This is a genomic window from Streptomyces sclerotialus (genome assembly GCF_040907265.1).
GTDB classification, from domain to species: domain Bacteria; phylum Actinomycetota; class Actinomycetes; order Streptomycetales; family Streptomycetaceae; genus Streptomyces; species Streptomyces sclerotialus.
This window is the reverse complement of the sequence record NZ_JBFOHP010000002.1, coordinates 6757237-6777056: the sequence shown is the minus strand read 5'-3', so window position 1 is coordinate 6777056 and position 19820 is coordinate 6757237. Positions and strand designations below refer to the sequence as shown.

General features: G+C 67.0%; 13 protein-coding genes, 1 tRNA gene and 1 pseudogene. 11 read left to right on the top strand and 4 right to left on the bottom strand.

Annotated features, from left to right (window positions below):
- The first annotated feature begins 124 nt into the window (after positions 1–124).
- From AAC944_RS29835 to AAC944_RS29820, 4 genes are all read left to right on the top strand, one after another.
- Positions 125–1339: an ABC transporter substrate-binding protein gene (locus AAC944_RS29835; RefSeq protein ID WP_051872264.1), complete on the top strand. Its 1215-nt coding sequence runs from the start codon at positions 125–127 to the stop codon at positions 1337–1339.
- Positions 1336–2271 carry a carbohydrate ABC transporter permease gene (locus tag AAC944_RS29830; RefSeq protein ID WP_030622192.1) on the top strand — a complete coding sequence of 312 codons (936 nt, stop codon included), beginning with the start codon at positions 1336–1338 and terminating at the stop codon, positions 2269–2271. The genes AAC944_RS29835 and AAC944_RS29830 overlap by 4 nt, the downstream gene beginning before the upstream one ends.
- Positions 2268–3185: a carbohydrate ABC transporter permease gene (locus tag AAC944_RS29825; RefSeq protein WP_196943250.1), complete on the top strand. Its 918-nt coding sequence runs from the start codon at positions 2268–2270 to the stop codon at positions 3183–3185. Before AAC944_RS29830 ends, AAC944_RS29825 begins: the two co-directional genes overlap by 4 nt.
- Positions 3186–3520: 335 nt before the next feature.
- Positions 3521–4408, top strand: a complete 888-nt coding sequence (locus AAC944_RS29820; RefSeq protein WP_030622199.1) for an LLM class F420-dependent oxidoreductase — start codon at positions 3521–3523, stop codon at positions 4406–4408.
- Between the two features lie 319 nt (positions 4409–4727).
- Here the strand turns inward: AAC944_RS29820 and AAC944_RS29815 are convergent, their stop codons facing one another.
- Positions 4728–5000: an MFS transporter gene (locus AAC944_RS29815; RefSeq protein ID WP_368397330.1), complete on the bottom strand. Its 273-nt coding sequence runs from the start codon at positions 4998–5000 to the stop codon at positions 4728–4730.
- Positions 5001–5085: 85 nt separating this feature from the next.
- Positions 5086–6126: pseudogene (locus tag AAC944_RS29810) on the bottom strand (sugar porter family MFS transporter); the annotation flags it as partial.
- 182 nt (positions 6127–6308) lie between these two features.
- Here AAC944_RS29810 and AAC944_RS29805 point away from each other — a divergent pair.
- The 6 genes from AAC944_RS29805 (at position 6309) to AAC944_RS29780 (ending at position 17218) form a co-directional block, all read left to right on the top strand.
- Entirely contained in the window at positions 6309–6977 is a 669-nt protein-coding gene (locus tag AAC944_RS29805; RefSeq protein WP_051872266.1) for a YdcF family protein, read from the top strand.
- Positions 6947–7222 carry an RHS repeat domain-containing protein gene (locus AAC944_RS29800; RefSeq protein ID WP_196943260.1) on the top strand — a complete coding sequence of 92 codons (276 nt, stop codon included), beginning with the start codon at positions 6947–6949 and terminating at the stop codon, positions 7220–7222. Before AAC944_RS29805 ends, AAC944_RS29800 begins: the two co-directional genes overlap by 31 nt.
- A 510-nt stretch (positions 7223–7732) precedes the next feature.
- Positions 7733–11149, top strand: coding sequence for an AAA domain-containing protein (locus AAC944_RS29795; RefSeq protein WP_368396504.1), 3417 nt, complete (start codon positions 7733–7735; stop codon positions 11147–11149).
- Positions 11150–12017: 868 nt separating this feature from the next.
- Positions 12018–12320 (top strand): hypothetical protein, encoded by a 303-nt coding sequence (locus tag AAC944_RS29790; RefSeq protein ID WP_030622209.1) that lies wholly within the window; start codon positions 12018–12020, stop codon positions 12318–12320.
- Between the two features lie 58 nt (positions 12321–12378).
- Positions 12379–16800, top strand: coding sequence for a DUF6531 domain-containing protein (locus AAC944_RS29785; protein ID WP_051872267.1), 4422 nt, complete (start codon positions 12379–12381; stop codon positions 16798–16800).
- Between the two features lie 61 nt (positions 16801–16861).
- A complete protein-coding gene (locus AAC944_RS29780; RefSeq protein WP_196943254.1) occupies positions 16862–17218 on the top strand; it encodes a hypothetical protein in 357 nt (118 codons plus the stop codon).
- 301 nt (positions 17219–17519) lie between these two features.
- On the opposite strand, the gene AAC944_RS29775 is transcribed toward AAC944_RS29780, so the two are convergent.
- Positions 17520–17795 carry a hypothetical protein gene (locus AAC944_RS29775; protein ID WP_196943261.1) on the bottom strand — a complete coding sequence of 92 codons (276 nt, stop codon included), beginning with the start codon at positions 17793–17795 and terminating at the stop codon, positions 17520–17522.
- Between the two features lie 371 nt (positions 17796–18166).
- On the opposite strand from AAC944_RS29775, the gene AAC944_RS29770 reads away from it, so the two are divergent.
- Positions 18167–19123, top strand: a complete 957-nt coding sequence (locus AAC944_RS29770; RefSeq protein ID WP_196943259.1) for a recombinase family protein — start codon at positions 18167–18169, stop codon at positions 19121–19123.
- An 84-nt stretch (positions 19124–19207) separates the two neighbouring features.
- Here AAC944_RS29770 and AAC944_RS29765 read toward each other — a convergent pair.
- Positions 19208–19292 (bottom strand) — tRNA-Leu (locus AAC944_RS29765).
- Positions 19293–19820: the final 528 nt, after the last annotated feature.

The window sequence follows — 19820 nt, the reverse complement described above, 5'->3', positions numbered from 1 at the left end:
GCACATCCGCGTGTCCTGCCGACGGGCGCTGCGAGCACTCCTCGCCGCAGCGGTCATCGGCCTCACATCATGTTCACCCGCCGGGAGGACGGAGGGGCCCGTCACACTGACCTTCGCGTCGTGGGTGCCCCACATCGAGAAGGCCGTCCAGACGTGGAATGCCACGCACGACCGGGTGAAAGTGGAGTACCAGGCCATCTCGGGCGATGACCAGACGAAGATCCAGACGGCGATCGACGCCGGCGCCGGTCCCGACGTCACGCAGATCAGCCAGTTCCTGGTACCCGACTATGCCATCAGCGGCCGGGCCGCACCCATCAGCTCCTACATCGGTGACGCCGCCGGCCGGTTCTCCCCGGCCGCGTGGCGGTCGGTCGCCTTCGGTGGAGAGGTGTACGGCGTCCCGCAGGACACCGGTCCGACGGTCCTGTACTACCGGAAGGACCTCTTCGCCAAGTACGGCATCTCCGTGCCGCGTACGTGGGAGGACTTCCGGGTCACCGCCGCGGCCGTGCGCAGGGCCGACCCCGGCGCCTACTTGGCAGCGATCCCGCCGAACGATGAGCGGTGGTGGCAGGGACTGTTGTGGCAGTCCGGCACGCAGTGGTCCGGGATCCACGGACAATCGTGGCTGGCCTCCATCAACACTCCGGCATCACAACGTGTGGCCAGGTACTGGCAGGCGCTGCTCGACGGCGGTCTGGTGGTACCGCGCCAGGCTTACGGTCCCGCCACCTGGAACGCCATCCAGCGGAACGAGATCCTCACCATTTCACACGCTTCCTGGTTCTCCGAGGTCCTCTCGACCAACGTGCCCGACCAGGCCGGCAAGTGGGCGGTGGCTCCGGTTCCCACCTGGGAGGGTTCGGAGGCGACCGGTGACACCGGGGGCAGCGCCGGCATCGTCTCCGCCGCGTCGGACCACCCTCGCGAGGCCGCGGAATTCGCGCTCTGGCTCAACACCGACCCGGACAGCCTTCGGACCCTGGTCAACGTCTCGGGGCTCCTGCCCGCGGCCACGGCAGGCCTGCGCCTCGCCGCCACTGCACCGGGGGCCGAGTACTTCGGGAACCAGCAGATCAACCGCGTCTTCGTCGACGCGGCGAAGAGACTGTCGACGAGCTGGTCCTACGGCCCCGGCATGGAACATTCGTACGCGGTGTTCAACGGCGGCCTGGCCGAGGTGGTCGACGGACGACGCAAGCTGCCTCGCCTGATCGAGGAAGTACAGACCGCGACCGTCGAGCTGCTGACAGCGAAAGGACTCAGTGTGACCGTGCCCCACCACGCCCATGACACCGCTGACACCGCGCTGTCGCGCCAGGAGACACGGACATGAGCGGCCCACGGGGACGCACCGCACGCAAAGCCCGGCCCGCCACCGGCCGTCAGCGCCGGACCGACCGCGTGGCCTATCTGTTCCTCGCCCCCTTCCTCGCACTGTTCATCGTCTTCACCGTCCTGCCGATCGCCCTCGCCGCGTACGACAGCCTCTTCGCCGTCCGGTATTCAGGGCTGGGCCTCGGCGGAGGCACGCTGCGCTTCGTCGGCCTCCAGAACTACGGGGCCGCGCTGACCTCGCCCGACCTGCTCTCCGGCGTACTGCGGATGATCGTGTTCGGGCTGGTGCAGGTGCCGGTCATGCTCGGCGTCGCCCTGGCTCTCGCCCTCGTCCTCGACTCCTCCGCGTACCGTCTGCATTCCGCGCTGCGCACCGTCTACCTACTGCCGTACGCGGTGCCGATCGTGATCGGCACCCTCGCGTGGGGCTTCCTCTACACGCCACAGATGAGCCCGTTGAGCGATGCCGTCAAGGCGCTGGGCGGCCCTGCCGACCTCTTGGGCGAGACCACCGTGCTGTGGTCGATGGGCAACGTCGTGACGTGGTCCTACACCGGCATCAACATGACGATCCTCTACACGTCCCTGCGCGGTCTGCCGCGCGACGTCTACGAGGCAGCCCGTCTGGACGGCGCCGGAGAATTCCGGATCGCGTGGTCGGTCAAGGTTCCCCAGTTGGTGCCCGCACTCATCATGACCACCATCATGTCGGTCATCGGAACACTCCAGATCTTCACCGAGCCGACCATTCTGGGGAACCTGACACCGGCCATCTCCCCCACCTACACGCCGAACATGACGATCCAGACGGTCGCCATCGGGCAGCAGAACCCGCAACTCGCCGCCGCGACGGCGATCGTCCTCGCCGCGGTCACCTTCCTCCTCTCCCTCGGATTCCTCACCTTGGCCGAGCGAAGGAGCTCCCGGTGACCAGTGGTACGCGCAAGCCCCCCGGAGGACGGTCACCCCGCCCCCACGCTCCCGGCCGCCTCGCGGAAAACGGGCCGCGCAAGCGGCTGTGGTGGGGCCTGACCACAGTGCTGTTGCTCATCATCGCGGCGTACTTCCTGCTGCCGGTCTACTGGTTGTCCCTGGCCGCGGCGAAGAGCCGCTCGGACCTCTACGGCACTCCCGGGCTCCTCCCCGGAGAATTCCGCCTGTGGGACAACCTGGCCGCCCTGAGCGACTACGACGGCGGCATCTTCTGGCGCTGGATGCTCAACTCGGTGCTGTACACCGGCGGTGGCGCCGTCGCCTGCGCGCTCATCTGCGCCCTCGCGGGCTACGCACTCGCGGTCTACGACTTCCGGCTCAAGAGGCAGGTGTTCGCCACCATCATCGCCAGCGTGCTGATCCCGAACACGGTGCTGGCGCTGCCCGTCTTCCAGCTGGAGCGAAAACTGAACATGGTGGACACCTATGGGGGAATGCTGCTCCCCCTCCTGGTGCTGCCGTTCGGGGTCTACCTCGCGCGGGTGTACGCGGAGAGCTCCCTCCCCGTCGAACTCCTCGAGGCCGGCCGTGTCGACGGCGCCGGCGAGTTCCGGCTGTTCCTCAAGGTCGGCTTCCGGCTGATACTGCCGGGCGTCCTGCTCGTTTTCCTGTACGCCTTCATCAGCATCTGGAACAACTTCTTCCTCCCCCTGATCCTCCTCTACGACGAGCGGCGTTATCCGTTGACGCTCGGCCTGAACAGCTGGAACGAGAACGGATTGACCGAGCCCCAGCTGCAACACCTGGTCGTGGTGGGTTCCTTCGTGTCGATGATCCCCCTGGTCATCCTGTTCCTGACGTTGCAGGACCACTGGAAGTCGGGGATCACAGTGGGCGGCCGGACGTTCTGACGACGATCCGGTCACCGTACTGGTCGGCGAGGTCACTCCCGCCGACACCCGACTCGAACCGCTCGCGGAGAAAACGGCACACACCCACCACGCGGTGCTGCCGGCCCACCACGGCCCGGTAGTGGCCTCGGCGGCCTTCGGGCAGGCCGCCGACGCCACCGAGGCCGCCCGCTGCCCCGAGCAGGCTGTCGCGCCGGCACCTTCCCCGAGACGGCCGGCCCGCCGCCATCGCGCCAGAAGACCCTCCGGAGGGTGGATTGCGCCGATCAGGTGATCGCCCCGGGCGCAACGCCGACCGCGGGAATAGCCGCCCGGCCATCGTCCTTGTCCGAACCATGACTGTCACCGAAGACATCGGCACCATCGGTATCTGGACCGGAGCGTACGGGGCACGGTACTCGGACGACGCGACGCGCCGAGCGGAGATCGCGGACGCCGCGGCGGAGCTGGACGAACTGGGCTACGGAACGCTCTGGCTCGGGGGAAATCCGGGCGTGGCGAACGCCGTACCGGTCCTGGAGGCCACCCGGAACCTCCGCGTCGCCACCGGCATCCTCAGCATCTGGGAACACGAGCCGGCCGCCGTCGCCGCTCAGTTCGCGGAGGCCGACGCCGCCTTCGGCCACCGCTTCCTGCTGGGGCTGGGCGTCAGCCACGCGCAGCTCGCCGACGCGTACGCCCGCCCGTACTCCGCCATGAAGGAGTTCCTGACCGGTCTGGACGAGGCACCGGTACCCGTACCGGCCGGCCGACGGGTGCTGGCCGCCCTCGGCCCCAAGATGTTGAAACTCTCCCACGACCGGGCGGCGGGCGCGCACCCGTACCTGGTCACGGTCGAGTACACCGCCCAGGCCCGGGCAGTGCTCGGCGAGCACGCGACGCTCGCCCCGGAGCACAAGGTCGTCCTCGACACCGACCTCTCCCGCGGCCGCCGGACAGCCCGCGACTACCTCTCCTTCTATCTGCCGATGCCCAACTACACCAACAATCTCCAACGGCTCGGCTTCACCGAGGACGACTTCAAGGACGGCGGCAGCGACCGGCTCATCGACGCCCTCTTCGCCATCGGCGACGTCGACACGGTCCGCCGGCGCACCGACGAATTCCTCGCGGCCGGCGCGGACCACGTCGCACTCCAGGTCGTCACCGCCGACCCACTGGGCGACATCCCACGCGCCGAATGGCGACGACTGGCGGAAGCCCTGCCGCTCACCTCCCGCTGACCACCTACGGTGCAGCTGACCACCTACGGTGCAGCTGACCGCCTACGGCGCAACTGACCGCCTACGGCGCAGAGGACACCGCATCCCGCAACGGTCCCCTTTGCAGGAGACCTGACGCCCCGGCGATGGCATCCGAACGCTAGCCGCCTGCGAGCGCGCGGCTTCCGCCGTCCGGTCGACCGCGGCCTGCGGCGGGAAGCGGTGCCCGCCGTGTTCCACTCGGCCCCCGCGGTGGCGACCCCTCACAACAGTGGGGCCGCCTCTCGGCAGGAGCCGATGCGCCGGCGGTCGAAAGCATCTGCCGGCGGTCACCCGACGTTCACCGCGGAGTCGGCCAGGGGGCATGACCGGCACGGAAGTGCTCCTCGATCTGTTCGAGGGAGCGATTGCGGGTCTCGGGGATCTTCTTGGCGGCTGCCGCGGCGGCGAGCACGTTGACCGCGGCGAAGAGCAGGAAGGTGGCGGTGCCGCCGACGCCGGCCAGCAGGATCGGGAAGGTGAAGGTGACCAGGGCGTTGACGAGCCAGAGCAGCAGTACGGCGGCGCCCATGCCGAGGCCGCGGATCTTGATGGGGAAGATCTCGGACAGCATGACCCAGGTGACGGGCGAGACGGCCGCCTGCGTGGAAGACGAGGAAGGCCAGCATGCAGGCCAGGATGGAGTGACTGCGCAGGGTCGATGCGCCGGTACCAGGCTCGGCGTGAAAGGAGAAGGCGACGCCGATGGCGATGAGCGAGGCGACGATGCCGAGTTGGTCGGTGAGCAGGAGAGGTCGGCGTCCGATGCGGCCGATGAGGTAGAGGCTCAAGGCGGAGGTAGCGACGGCTACGACACCGTTGGCAATGGTCACGGTGAGCACGGCCTGCGAGCCGAGCCCCGTCTGGTGCAGGATGGCCGGCGCGAAGTACATGATCGTATTAATGCCGGTGATCTGCTGGATGACGGCGAGTCCGATGCCGATGAAGAACACCCGGCGTACCCACGGCACGGCCAGCTCCGACCAGCCACCGCCGGTGCAGACCGCCTCCTTCTCCTCCTCGATGACCTCGCGCATCCGGTCCAGTCCGGCGTCCACCACGCCGGCATCACGGATGCGGAACAGGGCGCTGCGCGCTTCGGTGAAGCGTTCCTTCGAGGCGTACCAGCGCGGGGGCTCCGGCATCAGCAGCATGCCGAGGTAGAGCAGGGTGGAGGGGATGGTGGCCAGCGCCAGCATCCAGCGCCAGGTCCGCGCGCCGCCCCAGGTGGCGGCCAGGGCCGCATTGGAGCTGTACGCGATCACCTGACCGTTGACGATCATGAGTTGGTCGACGGCGACCAGCCGTCCTCGCGCGCGGGCGGGGGCGATCTCCGCGAGGTGGACGGGGACGGTGGTGGAGGCCGCGCCGACCGCGATGCCGAGTACGGCACGGGCCACCACCATGATCCCGGTGTCCGGGGCGAGGGCGGTGCCGAGGGCACCGATGATGAAGACGAAGGCCAGGGCCAGGAAGTTGTGGCGGCGACCGTAACGGTCGAACAGGCGACCGCCCAACGCGGCGCCCGCGGCGGCCCCCAGCAGCAGGGACGCGGTGACCAACCTCTCGGTCACGGGTGTCAGGCTCAGCCCGCCGGCGGACGCGGACATCGTCATGAACGGCAGGGCACCGGCGATGACGCCGGTGTCGTAGCCGAAGGACAGCCCACCCAGGGTGGCGACGGCGGCGATGGCCGTCATCGACCGCCCTCCCTTGACGGGCTGCGGTGGGGAGGCGGCGTGGGCGGCATCGGCGAACCCTGGGAACGGGGCGGCCCGGCGGGACGTGCGCCTCAAAAGCCCCTGGCAGAACGCGTCGTTCGGAGCGCGGTCGGTGCCCTCGTCTCCCGACACTGCGGTGCGCGCTGCCCTAAAGTCGCGGCATGCGGCGAAGGACAGGAATGGCCATGGCTGGGGTTGCGTTCCTGGCCTGGGGCGAGTGGTTGAACTGGCGTTGGTCTCGAGCTCTCGTGGGGAACAGTGGGGGCGTTGCCGAGGCGGTGGTCGTGTTGGGTTACCGCAACCCCCAAGCGACGGCGAACTTCATCAACCGATGGCGGGTACGCGCGGCAATCCGCTCCGTCGCCGCTGACAGTGCGCACGGCACTCGCGTGATCTTCAGCGGCGGTGCGCCCAGCGGTACCGCCACCGAGGCTCAGTTGATGGCTGACTACGCGAAGTCGGTGCTCGCGTTCGACGGCACAGTGATACTCGAAGATCAAAGCGAGACGACGTGGCAGAACATCAGGAACGTGATCCCACTGCTCGAGGACGTCGATCGCATCAAAATCGCTTCCCAGCCTGCTCACGCTCTCAAGGCCCGCGCGTACTTGCGGCGGCAGCGCCCTGATCTCGCCGAGAAGCTGGTGCGTGCGGATGACTACCGCCCTGGCGAGTGGATGCTCCTCAAACCACTGCTCGCTCTGTACGGACTTTGGGCACTCCGCAGCCTCAAGGCCGGCGAACGGAAGCTCTCGCTGCAGACAGCCGCTGTCGCGCCGGCGTCGCACGCCGGACCGCCTTGGACGGTGAAGCCGATCCCGTCGTGGTAACCGGGTGGATCAATGAAGCGCAAGCCGAGCAGCACGTCGCCCAGCAGCAGCTCCGCACGGTCACCAACCCACAGGGCCTGACGTGGAGGTACGACTACGATCCGGCGGGCCGCCTGGCAGCGGAAACGGACTTCGACGAACGCACGCTGTCGTACACCCACGACGCGGCCGGCCGGTTGGCGAGCCATACGGCCGCGGCGGGAGGCGAATCCGCTTCGAGCGAGACGTCCTCGGCCGCACGGTGACGAAGGACACGGCGGGTGCGCTCACGCGGTACACGTACGACGGGTCGGGCGGCCTGGCGGAGGCAGTGGGCCCGGACGCGACGCTGACACTGGAGCGCGACGCGATGGGCCGGGTGACGACGGAAACAGTCAACGGCCGCACACTGAACTACATCTATGACGGGAACCTGCACATCAGCCGCGAAGATTCCCCTCAGCCCCGTCCCCCGTCCCGCACTTCGCCGACGCCTCTCCCAGCACATCGCGCTCCCTCCTTCGCGGCCGGAACATGCTCGCACGGAACGTGATCAAGTCGTGAGCGTGGGGCCAGGGCCCTCCCAGTTGCGCGCCAGCCCTTTCCCACTCGACCCACGACCGGATCTGGCGCGACGACGCGGATACCAGGCGAGCGCCTTGCCCCGAGGCGGCGCGTCACCCCGGTACCGCCCGGCCCGACGGAGTACACCTCGATACCGGTTCCCGGAGTCGCCGCTGCGCCACCGGATCCAGCCGATGGGCCGCGCTGCCGCAATGCCGCTGACCAGCCCAAAAGTCGCTGTGCGGCGTGATCGGGCGCTGCAATGCAAGCACTGGACCCGTGCGCCGGGTCGCAGCCGGCACCTCCTGGGTAGGGTCAAGCGGGGAAGAATCGGTGAATGGGGGCTGCTGCTCATGGGGTGGCGTGAGGAGATTGCTACGGCACTGGGCGAGGCGATCACGGCCATGGGCGGCACAGGTAAACCTCCTCGTTGGCAGCGCGTGGGGCGCGCAGTGCGTACCGGTGAGCCGGGACAGTACGCGGTCGACCTCCGTGGCTCCGACATCGGACCGGATCAGCTGGACGGACTGCGGCTCGCGGGCCCGGAGCCGGTCGGCATCGAGGCCGACGGTTTCTCCGTGTCCCAGGTCGTACAGAACGGCTCTTTGCTCACGGTGAAAGTGGCGGAGTTCGCCGACCTGACGAACCCCTACTTGTGGATACTGAAGCAGCCACCGACCTTTCTCATCGAGGCGCTACGCGACGGGATTGCAGGACTGCAAGAGGCTCCTCTGGCCGACGCGCTCGCCGCCGGAACTATCGGCGGGGAGGTGTTTCCAGCCCCCGACCCACCCGGCTTTCATCCTGCGCAAGGCGATGCCTACCGCGCGTGCCTCGGCAAGGGTGTACATCTGGTGTGGGGGCCGCCAGGCACGGGGAAGACCACGGTGCTCAAACGCGCCATCGGCGACCTCATTGCTCGTGGCAATCGCGTTCTACTGGTCTCGGCCACCAATGTCGCCGTGGACAACGCCCTGCTCGGGGTGGTGAAGGAAAACCGGCACAGCCCCGGTGACATCGTCCGGGTAGGTCCTCCACAGCTGAGAGAAGTCGCCGAGAACCGCGAGATCTCGCTCCCTCTCATGGTCCGTGACCGGCTTTCGGCGACAGCCGAGCGTCGTCGCGCCGTCGAGACCTCGCTGGTGGAGATGCGGGAACGGGCCGCGGAGCTCAACGCCCTGGATGCGGAACTCGCACGCTTCGATCCTTCCGCGTACTTCGCGGCACTGAAGTTGCTGCGAACGCCGGGCCAAGATCTGGACTCCCTACGGGAGCGGGTCTCGGAAGCCGAGGCACGGGCGGAAAGATCAGCGGGCCGGTGCCGAGCCGCCGAACAGGACGTCACGGACGCGGAGTCGTGCGTTGACGAGGCTCAGGAATCGCGTCAGCAGTGGGCCGACGCCGCAGAACTGCGCAAGGAGCAACTCCGCGTCCGGCAGGCAGCAGACCGGAAGGAGGCCGACGTCCTGATGGCGGAAGGTGACCTTCAGGAGCTGCAGGACGAACTACGCCAGCTCGACAGCAAGGGCGCCGTGGCTCGATGGCGCGTCCGCGAGAGGCGCCAGAAACTGCTCGATCGGCTTGCGGACACCCAGGGCAGCATTGCCGACAAACACGATGAAGCCCGGAAAGCACGGTCCACCGCGAACGCCCACGTCACCACGCTCGACATACAGCTGGCAGATCTGATCGCTGGAATCGCCCACTCACCAGAGGAGATCAACGCGTTCGACACGGCGCTCCGCGAGGCACGGGCCACGAGAGACATCGCCAGGGAGCAGGCGTCTGCCTGCCGTCGGGAAGTCGCCCGTCTGAAGCAGCTCGCGGAGCAGGTCGAGGAGGCAGAAACCCTCACTGCCCACGCTGAACAGCGACAGTGGCCGATGCGCCACGCGCGCGCGGAAGCGCTCCGCCCACAAGTGGCGGCCGACACCGAACAACGCCCCTCTCTGGAGAAGCAGTTCCAGCAGCTCCAGGGCGAGTACGAACGCCTCGCACGCAATGCTCAAGGCGAGATCATCAAGGCTGCCAAGCTCGTGGCCACAACCCTGGCCCGGTTCCGTACGAACAAGGCGGTCTACGAAGGTCCATACGATGTTGTCCTGGTCGATGAGGCAGGTGCAGCCACCCTGCCTGAGGTGCTTCTCGCCACTGCAAAGGCGACGCGGACAGCCGTCCTGCTCGGCGACTTCATGCAGCTCGGTCCCGTCATCGAGCAGAGGCTGAAGGATCTCGACCGCCCGGACGTGAAGCGATGGTTGCTTCCCGACGTCTTCCAGCACTGCGGGATACGAGACCCACAGGAAGCACAGCGGCATCCGGCCTGTATCACCCTGTTCGAACAGCATCGTTTCGGCCCGGCGGTCATGCGACTGGCCAACGCGCTGGCGTACGGCGGCGTGCTGAAGGGCGGCACACAATCTCTGGCACCGAGACCGCTGGACGACCCCGAGATCGTCGTGGTCGACACGGACGGACTGCATGAACTGGCCAGAGCGCACCTGACCGGCAGCCGCAAAGGCTGGTGGCCGGCCAGCGCGCTGATCGCCAGAGCTCTGGTAGAACTCCACCGCGAAGGCGGCGAAGAAGCAGGCGTTGTCACACCTTACGGCGTGCAGGCGGAAGCCACTCTGGAGGCGTTGCGGGACGTAGAAGCCCAGGGCGGATCACTGGCCGAAGTGGGTACAGCGCACCGCTTCCAGGGCCGGGAGTTTCCGGTGGTCATCTTTGACACCGTTGAAGGTGCAGACAGCCGCGAATTATGGATGGCGCTGGCGCGCCGAGGGACGGGCGCCAGCACCTGGGAGCGGGACGGTGTACGGCTGTTCAATGTCGCGGCAACTCGCGTCCAGACCCGCCTGTACATCATCGCCAGCTGGGAGCGCATCAGCACGGCAACCGGCGACAGGGCATTCACGCACCTGGCCGAGTTGGTCAACACCCCCGGAGTACGTCGGCTCCAGGCCAAACGCCTGATCACACCGCCCCAGGAAGACAATCGACTGCTGGGCGGATTCGGCTCCGCGCTCGCCGAGGTCCTGGGCCGACACGTCGAAGTGACAGACATCCAGGACGAGCGCTCCTTCTACAGCACCTTCGAAGACGAGATCCGCAAGGCCCGCGCATCGATATGGCTGTGGGCCCCTTGGGTCGCCAACAGGGTACGCAGCATCCTTCCCCTTCTGCGTGAGGCAGTGCAGCGCGGCGTACGAGTCACGGTCTTCATACGCGACGACACCGACCAAGTTCAGAACACCCCGAAGAATCAAGCTCTCATCGCAGATCTGCATGCCGTGGTGCACACGGTGGTCCCCGTCAACGTCATGCACCAGAAGATCGTGGTGATCGACGAACACACGGTGATGATCGGCAGCCTCAACACGCTCTCTCAGCACTGGACCCGGGAGGTGATGGTGACCATGCGCGGCGGGTACTTCGCTCGCAAGATCCTCGAACATGAGCATGCCGAGCTCTTCGCTCAACCACCGAAATGCGGCCGCTGTGGAGGCAGCTACATCGAGCTCCGCCGACGGAAAAACGGCACCTGGTACTGGCGCTGTTACGAGGCCTCCTGCAAGACGACGCCGACGGGCAGGAGCAATGCCTGGAACAAGGACATCCGGCTGTGAGGCACCTTCGGGCGCTCAGGCTGGCGCCCCCTCATAGCCGAGTGATCGCCGGAGAGGCTGCTGACCGTCGTGGCCCAGGTGAGTGCCATGCTCGTTCGCATGGTGCAGAGTCCAGAATGCACCCGGCCTTTCCAGAACACCCGTAGCGACCCGAGATGGCCTCACGCCTGCTGACCTCGGAACGTGTTCGCTCCGTGGTCGGGCGTGATCTCGTGCTCGTACGAATGATCTACCTGCTGACCACACGGATCTTCGCGTGACTCGCGCTGTGCTGATCCACCACAGCGAAGAACGCTGAGATCCTTACCTGCGGCACGAGATCACGGCGCTGCGTCGCCAGGCCGCCGCGCCCCGACCTGCTGACCTCTTCCCTTGCACCCTGCTCGCACCCAATGTCTCGCAATGTATTGCCGCCCCCCGGTTGGCGTACGGCCGAGAAGTATTGACAGCTGAGGCGCCGGCTCACCTACGACTCGGCACGGATGACCATACGGGCCGAGGCCGCCCCGGCCCCCACGGGCCAAAGAGCTCCACCAACGACACCCACCACCCCCCTCTCAGAGGGTCCTTGGGGCAATAGTGCGTGTTCAAGGGGGACTTGGACCGATGCTCCACGAATTCCACCACTAATGACTGAATTGATTGGCAACGTTATGCAGTAGCGACCGTCATAGCCAGTAAGCACAGTTCATTCGCTTCATCACGGCCGCCCCCGTATCTCCTTCACTGCGGATCAGAGAGATTCTTGTTGCCATTACCGGGAAGTTCACAGACTCCGACTGGTGTGCGATGATCGTTTGCCTTGTCACGGAGCCAGGGGCACGCGCCGCGCACGCGAGCGAGGCGTCACAGCCCGGGGGAAGGCACGATGTCGGATCTGAAGAAGGACGCGGAGAGTATCCGCACGGGGGCGCAGGCGTTGCGCCGGGTTACGCATCACACCCACCGTCCGGTGCAGGCGTTTTCGCAGCAGGCGCACGATCTGTCCGCGCTCGGCGCCCTCGGGTCGCTGTTGGGCGCGAAGGACGACATCGCCGAGGCCATGGGCACCCTGGACCGGCTCACCCGCGAGTTGAACGAGGAGTGGCGAGAGCAAGCCACGGCGATGACGGAGATCTCCGACGCCTTCGACGCGCTCGATGCGCTGCTGGGCGGGGACGACAAGGGCTGAGCCGGCGCGCACACGGATCGGCAGCACACATTTCTGACGGGGGAGGATCCACGGCGCCGTGGTCGACCTGAATCCATTGCACTACATCAACCAGGTCAACCACGCCATGGGCGAGTCCATGGCGAGCGTCCTGGAGTTCCTGGGTATCTCCGACCCGGCCGTCGACCCCGACGGCGTCCGCGAGATCGCCAAGAAGTGGCGGGAGTTGGCCGGGGCGTTGGAGGACGCCAGCCGGGATGCCGGCGCGGCACTTGAGGACGTGGAGTGGGAGGGCAAGGCCGCCGAGGCGTTCCATCTGCGGGCGAAGAAGGCGCGTGATCAGGCCGATCAGATGGCCGGCTCGCTGCGCAACGGCGCGAAGGCGCTGGATCAGTTCGCGGACGAGGCCCACGAGATGATCACCGAGATCGGTGTGATCTGTGTGGAGATCGTCGAGATGGAGGTGGCCGGGCTGGCGTTGTCGGTGCTGACCGCGGGGATGTCGACGGTGGCGACGACTCTCGCGTCGGGCGCGCGGGCAGCGCGGATCATCGCGTTGATCGCGCGGATCGAGGAGTCCGGGGCCGCGCTGGCTCGCACGATCCGTGCGGTGGTGGAGGTCATCCGGGGCCTGTCGCGGGCGCTGCGCGCGCTGAAGGAGATCAAGGGCGTCGCCACCGTGGGGCGGATGGCCGGCGAGGGCATGAAGTTCTCCGTCCTGGATGCCGCGCTGCAGGACCCGGACGCGTTCAAGGACCCAGGCAAGTTGGCGCACGTGCTGGGCGAGGGTGCTGTCCTGGGCGTCGGCGGCGGTGTGCTGGGCAAGGCCCTGGGCAAGGGGCTCAAGTCGCTCAAGCCCAGTGAGCTGGGCCGCCTCGGCAAGGCGCTGGGTATGGAAGGCTCCGGGCTGTCGCGGGCGAAGTTGCGACCGGCGGCGATGGAACAGTTGCGGGCGTCGATCCGCTCGGCGTTCAAGCGCTGCGAGCTCGACCCGATCGATGTCGCCACCGGCGACATGCTACTGCACCAGGTCGATGTCTCGCTGCCCGGCACCCTGCCGCTGCTCGTCGAGCGCACGCACCTGTCCTCCTACCGCTACGGCGGTTGGCTCGGTACCACCTGGGCCTCGACGCTGGATCAGCGGCTGCAGGCCGACGACGAGTCCATCACCTACGCCGCCCCCGACGGTGCCCGCCTCGTCTACCCCATGCCGGGGCCGGACACCACCGAGCCCCTCCAACCGCTCACCGGCACCGGCCCCGCTCTGACCTGGGACGACGAGACCGACGGCGGGTTGCGCCTGACCGACTCCGACGCCGGCCTCGCGTACGTCTTTCACTCCCCGCGTCCGATCGACGACGAGACGGCCGTGGACCTGCCCTTGCAGGCGATCGTCGACCGCAACGGCAACCGCATCGCCGTCCACTACACCGACGACGGCACCCCGTACGAGATATCCCACTCCGGTGGTTACCGCCTCGCGCTCGACCGCCACCGCACCCTGCCACGCATCGCAGCGATCCGCCTCCTCGACCCGAAGCATCCGGAAGCAGCGGGCACCACCGTCGTCGCCTACGGCTACGACGAACACGGCCACCTGACCGAGGTGACCAACTCCTCCGGACTGCCACTGCGTTTCACCTACGATGCCGTCGGCCGCATCACCTCCTGGACCGACCGCAACAACTCCGCGTACCACTACACCTACGACGAGGCCGGCCGGGTCATCCGCACCGAGGGCAGCGCCGGGCACCTCACCGGCACCCTGGTCTACGACGACGCCACCCACACCACCGAGGTCACCGACTCCCTGGGGCATGTACGGCGCTACGAGCACAACGACGCCTACCGCCTGATCCGCGAGACCGACCCCCTGGGCAACACCACACACCAGGACTGGAACGAGGATCATCGACGGATCGCGGTCACCGACCCACTCGGCCACACCACCAGGTACACCTACGACGACCGCGGTCATCCGACCGGCGTCATCCGCCCCGACGGCCACACGATCACGGTCACCCACAATGATCTCGGCTTGCCCGTCGAGGCTGTCAACGCCGACGGCGCCACGTGGCGCCGCGAGTACGACACCCGCGGCAACCTGACGGCGGTGACCGACCCCACCGGCGCCACAATCCGCTGCACCCACACACCCGAAGGCCACCTCAGCACCGTCATTGATGCGCTTGGCAACACCACTCGTGTCGAGTGCGACAGGGTGGGCCTGCCGCTGAAGGTCATCGACCCTCTGGGCGCGGTGACCAGCTACACCCGCGATGCCTTCGGCCGCCCGACATGCATCACGGACCCGCTCGGCTCGATGACCCGCCTGGAGTGGACACCCGAGGGCAAGCTCGTCCGGCAGCAGGATCCAGACGGTGCAGTGCAGCTGTGGACGTACGACGGCGAAGGCAACTGTCTGACCCACACCGACGCGCTCGGCCAGACAACCACCTTCGAATACACCGACTTCGACCTTCTGACCGCCCGCGTCGATCCCGACGGTAGCCGCTACACCTTCACCCACGACCACGAGCTACGCCTGACCCAGGTCACCAACCCCCAGGGCCTGAAGTGGGACTACACCTACGACCCGGCTGGCCGCCTGACAGCCGAGACCGACTTCGACGACCGCACCATCACCTACACCCACGACGCCGCAGGCCGCACCACCGCACGCACCACTCCCCTCGGCGATGTCGTCCGCTACACCTACGACGCGCTCGGTCGGCTCACGGAGAAGGACGCCGCCGGACTCCTCACTCGATACAGCTACGATCCGACCGGGCGAATGCTGGCAGCCGCCAACACGCACCACGAGCTGGCTCTTACTTACGACTCCGCAGGCCGCCTCACCGCTGAGGCGGTCGACGGGCGTACCGTCCGGCACACTTATGACGCCGTGGGGCGCCCCGTGCGCCGCACGACGCCGACGGGTGCCACGACCAGCTACGCGTACGACGCGGCAGGTAACCGCACCGAACTGGTCACTCCCACCGGGCATGCCCTCAGCTCCAGCCACGACCTCGCCGGGCAGGAACTCCTGCGCACCCTGGACGATGGCACCCTGACCATCGCCCAGTCCTGGGACCCCACCGGCCGCCTGGCCCAGCAACGCCTGGTCAGTGGGACGGGCACCCCCCGCACCCGCGACTACAGCTACCGAGCCGATGGCTACCTCGCGCTTCTGGAGGACAGCCACGGCGGCCCCAGCCGCTACGCCCTCGACCCGCTTGGCCGGGTCACGGGTGTGAGCGCGCGCGAGTGGTCCGAAACCTACGCCTACGACGCCGCCGGCAACCAAACCGCGGCTGCCTGGCCGGACACCCACCCAGAAGACGACGCCCGCGGCGAACGGAACTACAACGGCACCCGTCTCAACACCGCGGGCAGTATCCGCTACGAATACGACGCCGCTGGCCGCCTTACTCTCCGGCAGAAGACTCGCCTCTCCCGCAAGCCCGACACCTGGCACTACGTCTGGAACTCCGACAACCAACTTACGGAGGTCACCACACCTGACGGAACTCGCTGGCGCTATACCTACGATCCTCTCGGGCGGCGAACCGCGAAGCTGCGTCTCGCTGAGGATGGTGATTCGACCGTCGAGCAGACCACGTTCACCTGGGCCGGCTCGGTCCTCATCGAGCAAGTCACCACCGCTCCGGAACAATCGCAGAGCTCCGTCGCCCTCACCTGGGACCACGATGGCCTGCACCCGGTCGGGCAGACAGAACGTCGTCTGGATGCGATCACACAGGAAGAGATCGACGCCCGATTCTTCGCGATAGCCACAGACCTCGTCGGCACCCCGACCGAGCTGATCGACACCGCCGGCAACATTGCGTGGCACACGCGCACCACTCTGTGGGGCACTACTACCTGGTCCCGACAGAGCTCCGCATACACCCCCTTGCGTTTCCCGGGGCAATACTTCGACCGGGAAACCGGCCATCACTACAACGTTCACCGCTACTACGACCCTGCCACCGCCCGCTATCTCACACCTGACCCGCTCGGCCTTACCCCAGCCCCCAACGCGGTAACGTACGTGCGCAACCCCATGGCATGGGCGGACCCCATGGGCCTGGCGCCTTGCCTCGCCCTGGGGCTGAGTAACAAGGGGGAGCTAGCGCGATTCGCGGATGAACATGGTTTCAGGAATCTCATGCATATCCATGACAGAAACGATGTGTTGGCCATGGTGCGGCATATCGCGCACGAGCAGCCGAGCCGAAATATTCACGTGCGGCTGGACGGATTCATGATGGAGAGCGGAAAGAAGGGGACGCCGCAGGAACTATTCGAGGACTTCTATAAGGCTGGGCGAGTCGGCGGAAATTGGATCACGACACAACGTGAGATGAACATCCTGGGAGAAGCTGTGCGACGCGGCGACAGGGACTGGAGCTCCATAACCTTCTGGCAGAATGGCGAGCGGGTCCATCTGACCCAGCCAGACTTTGCTGCACTGCGCCGCGCCGCGGGCATGGTTTAGGGCACCGCAAGGCCGTGGGGCACGCAAATTAGCGCGCGAAGACGAATACGGAGCATCAAGAATGCAAATCGCCAGCTGGGAACGCGAATTTCAGGTTTGGCACTACACGTTCAGCTATGCGCAGCTTTTGCTGCGAAGCGGGCAGCGAAATGACATGGACAAGCGCATCGACGTGCTGTTCTCGAGAGTTCGCCACATGGAGCTCCCGCACGAGTTGAATGGGCTCACCATCGATGAACTCCCAGTTTCGGAGAAAGACCTACCTGCAGGCGCTTCCATCGAATACGGCGTCCCATGCAAGCTTTTCCTGATCAACGGCGGAATTGGGAAAATTTACGCCGGAGGCTGCAAATGGCATGAAGATTATGAATGGCTCGATGCGCCATCGCATTTCGGTCCTCTTCGAGGGGTCAAGTGACGGATCACCGCACAAGAACGTTCTCCGTGGATACTCGGTGTTCACATCGCGCATCCGAGAGGCATCCTCTGTGCGGCGAGGAAGGTAATACAACTCTGGTGAGCCTCTGAGGAGTGTGGACTCCAGGATTCCGTCGAGGCCCTCTCCAGGAGGGTGCGCGTGTGGATCTCTTCCCCGAAGAATTCCCGGACTCTCCAACATGCCAGCCCTATGCCTTTTGACACCGACCCTGCTTCCGTGGTGCAGCCGTGGCCGTCGCCGTCCTGCGCCTCGGTCGGCGCAGGACGGCGACGGTCACGGCTTACCGCGTCAGATGGTTCGGGCCGCGGAAGGGGAAGCTGGCCTCGCGAATCGAGTCCAGGCCGAGCAGCACCATCAGTACCCGGTCCACGCCCATGGCCCGTTCTTCGACATCGGCCAGTCCCGCGCACTGCCGTGGAAGCGTCGCCCCCGCGCCCTCGGGCTGATGGCCGCACTCACCGACCCACGGCGCGGCTTCAATGCCGTCGTCATCGGTGAACCCCAGCGCGCCTTCTACGGCAGCCGGTTCGGCAACACCTTTCCGCACTTCACCCACTACGGCGTTCCGCTAGGGGTGCCGGAGGTCGGTGGGGCCATCGATCCGGACAACGAGGCGCACGACCTGATCACGTCCGTGTTCTGCGGCATGTCCAAGGACGAGCGCAACCGCACCAAGATTCGCGTGCATTCGGCGATGGCCGCCCCGGCCCCCATGGAGGGCCGGTTCCTTGGGCGGCCGCCCGCCCTACGGCTACCGGCTCGTGGACCTGGGCCCTCATCCCAACCCCGGCAAGGCCGCCACCGGCAAGCGTCTGTACGGTCTGGCGCCCAACGCGGACGCTGCCGCCATCATGGTGCGGATCTTCGCCGAGTCCCTACGTGGACTGGGGATCTTCGCCATCGCCGAGAGGCTGACCCGGGGACGGCATCCCCAGCCCGTCCGCCCACGACCCGGCCCGCAACCGCCACCGCCACCGCCACCGCCAACGGGACACCCGGGCCTGGGCCAAGAGCGCGGTCCGCGCCATTCTCGGCAGCCCCCGCTACACCGGCCGCCAGGTCTGGAACCGGCAGCGCAAGCACGAGAGCCTGCTGGACATCGAGGACGTCACCCTGGGCTATACGACCGTAATGCGCTGGAACAACCAGCATGGCTGGGTCGTCTCCAAGCAGCTCGTGCACACCCCACTGATCGACGACGACACCTTCGCCCGGGCACAGGCCCTCCTGAGCGTCCGCGCCACCAGCGGTACTTCGCACACGGCGCACCGCACTGCCCACCCCTACCTCTTCCGCGGTCTGATCACCCACGGGCTGTGCGATCGCCGGATGCAGGACCAGTGGTCGCACGGCGACGCCTACTACCGCTGTCGGTTCCCCGAGGAGTACGCCCTGGCCAACCGCGTCGAGCACCCCCGCAACGTCCATCTGCGGGAGAGCTGGCTCGTCCCGCCGCTGGACGACTGGCTGCGCAAAGTCTTCGCCCCGCACCGGCTGCACGGCACCATCGACCTGATGACCACCGCCGCGGACGCCCCCAGCCGGGAAGACGCGGCACTCGTTGCGGCTCGGGCGACGATCACCGACTGCGATGCCAAGCTCGCCACGCACCGTGCGACCCTCGAAGCGGGCGCAGACCCCCTCCTCGTCACCCGCTGGATCGCCGAAACCCAGGCGAAACGCGCCGCCGCCGAAGCCACCCTGCGCGCCGCCACCGGCGGGCCGGACACGCCGATGAGCCGGGACGAGATCGCCCGGCTGGTGCACGGGATCAGCGATCTCGTTGCCGTCGTGCGCCGGCCCGCCCCGAGGACAAGGCCGAGATCTACCGTCAGCTGGGGCTCCGGCTCACCTACGATTCCGCACGAAGACCGTGCGGGCTGAGATCACTCCCGTTCCGCACAGGCCACAGAGCCCCAGCAACGGCAAATCCCCACGGTCTCGAAGAAACCGTGGGGAAATGATCTGTGTCCGAGGGGGGACTTGAACCCCCACGCCCGATAAAGGGCACTAGCACCTCAAGCTAGCGCGTCTGCCATTCCGCCACCCGGACTAGGTGTCGTCGGCGCGGGGCCTTGCCCGCGGCGACATGGACAACAATACCAAGGTTTCGGAGTGGGTTTCACACCCGTATCCGGAGGGCATAAGTGGGGCTTATGAGTACGCCCGGGGAGCGGGACACGAGGGGGCGGCGCCCCATTTGCGCTGGTCACGACGTGTAATGCGCGGCAGTACGTACTGTGATCGTGGCGCGAGTCGGCAGGTGAGCGGGGGGGGCGGGCGGGTGGGCCGGGGGCCACCTGGCGACCAGCCGGCCCGAAGCGCCGCAGCGGCCCGTTTTCCAAGGGCGTCCCAAGAATCGGTCGATCGTTGCGCACCCTCTGGACATCGATCAGCCGGTGCGGGATAACAAGGTTCATACAGTATTCGTCGACTGTATGCAGTCGGCAGTCGCGTGCGGCGGAGATGTCTGTTCTGTTCCCTGCTTCACAGCTTCGCCTCCCCTCTCCCCCGTCGCCCATCGCCCCCCCCCACGAAGGGACGCGTTTCGTCATGGCCAAGGTCAATGATCAAGGTGTTC

Bases quoted from the DNA above. Each gene is read 5' to 3' on its own strand.
- AAC944_RS29830 (WP_030622192.1), top strand. From the start codon at position 1,336: ATGAGCGGCCCACGGGGACGCACCGCACGCAAAGCCCGGCCCGCCACC.
- AAC944_RS29820 (WP_030622199.1), top strand. From the start codon at position 3,521: ATGACTGTCACCGAAGACATCGGCACCATCGGTATCTGGACCGGAGCG.
- AAC944_RS29815 (WP_368397330.1), bottom strand. From the start codon at position 5,000: ATGCTGTCCGAGATCTTCCCCATCAAGATCCGCGGCCTCGGCATGGGC.
- AAC944_RS29805 (WP_051872266.1), top strand. From the start codon at position 6,309: ATGCGGCGAAGGACAGGAATGGCCATGGCTGGGGTTGCGTTCCTGGCC.
- AAC944_RS29795 (WP_368396504.1), top strand. From the start codon at position 7,733: ATGCCGCTGACCAGCCCAAAAGTCGCTGTGCGGCGTGATCGGGCGCTG.
- AAC944_RS29790 (WP_030622209.1), top strand. From the start codon at position 12,018: ATGTCGGATCTGAAGAAGGACGCGGAGAGTATCCGCACGGGGGCGCAG.
- AAC944_RS29780 (WP_196943254.1), top strand. From the start codon at position 16,862: ATGCAAATCGCCAGCTGGGAACGCGAATTTCAGGTTTGGCACTACACG.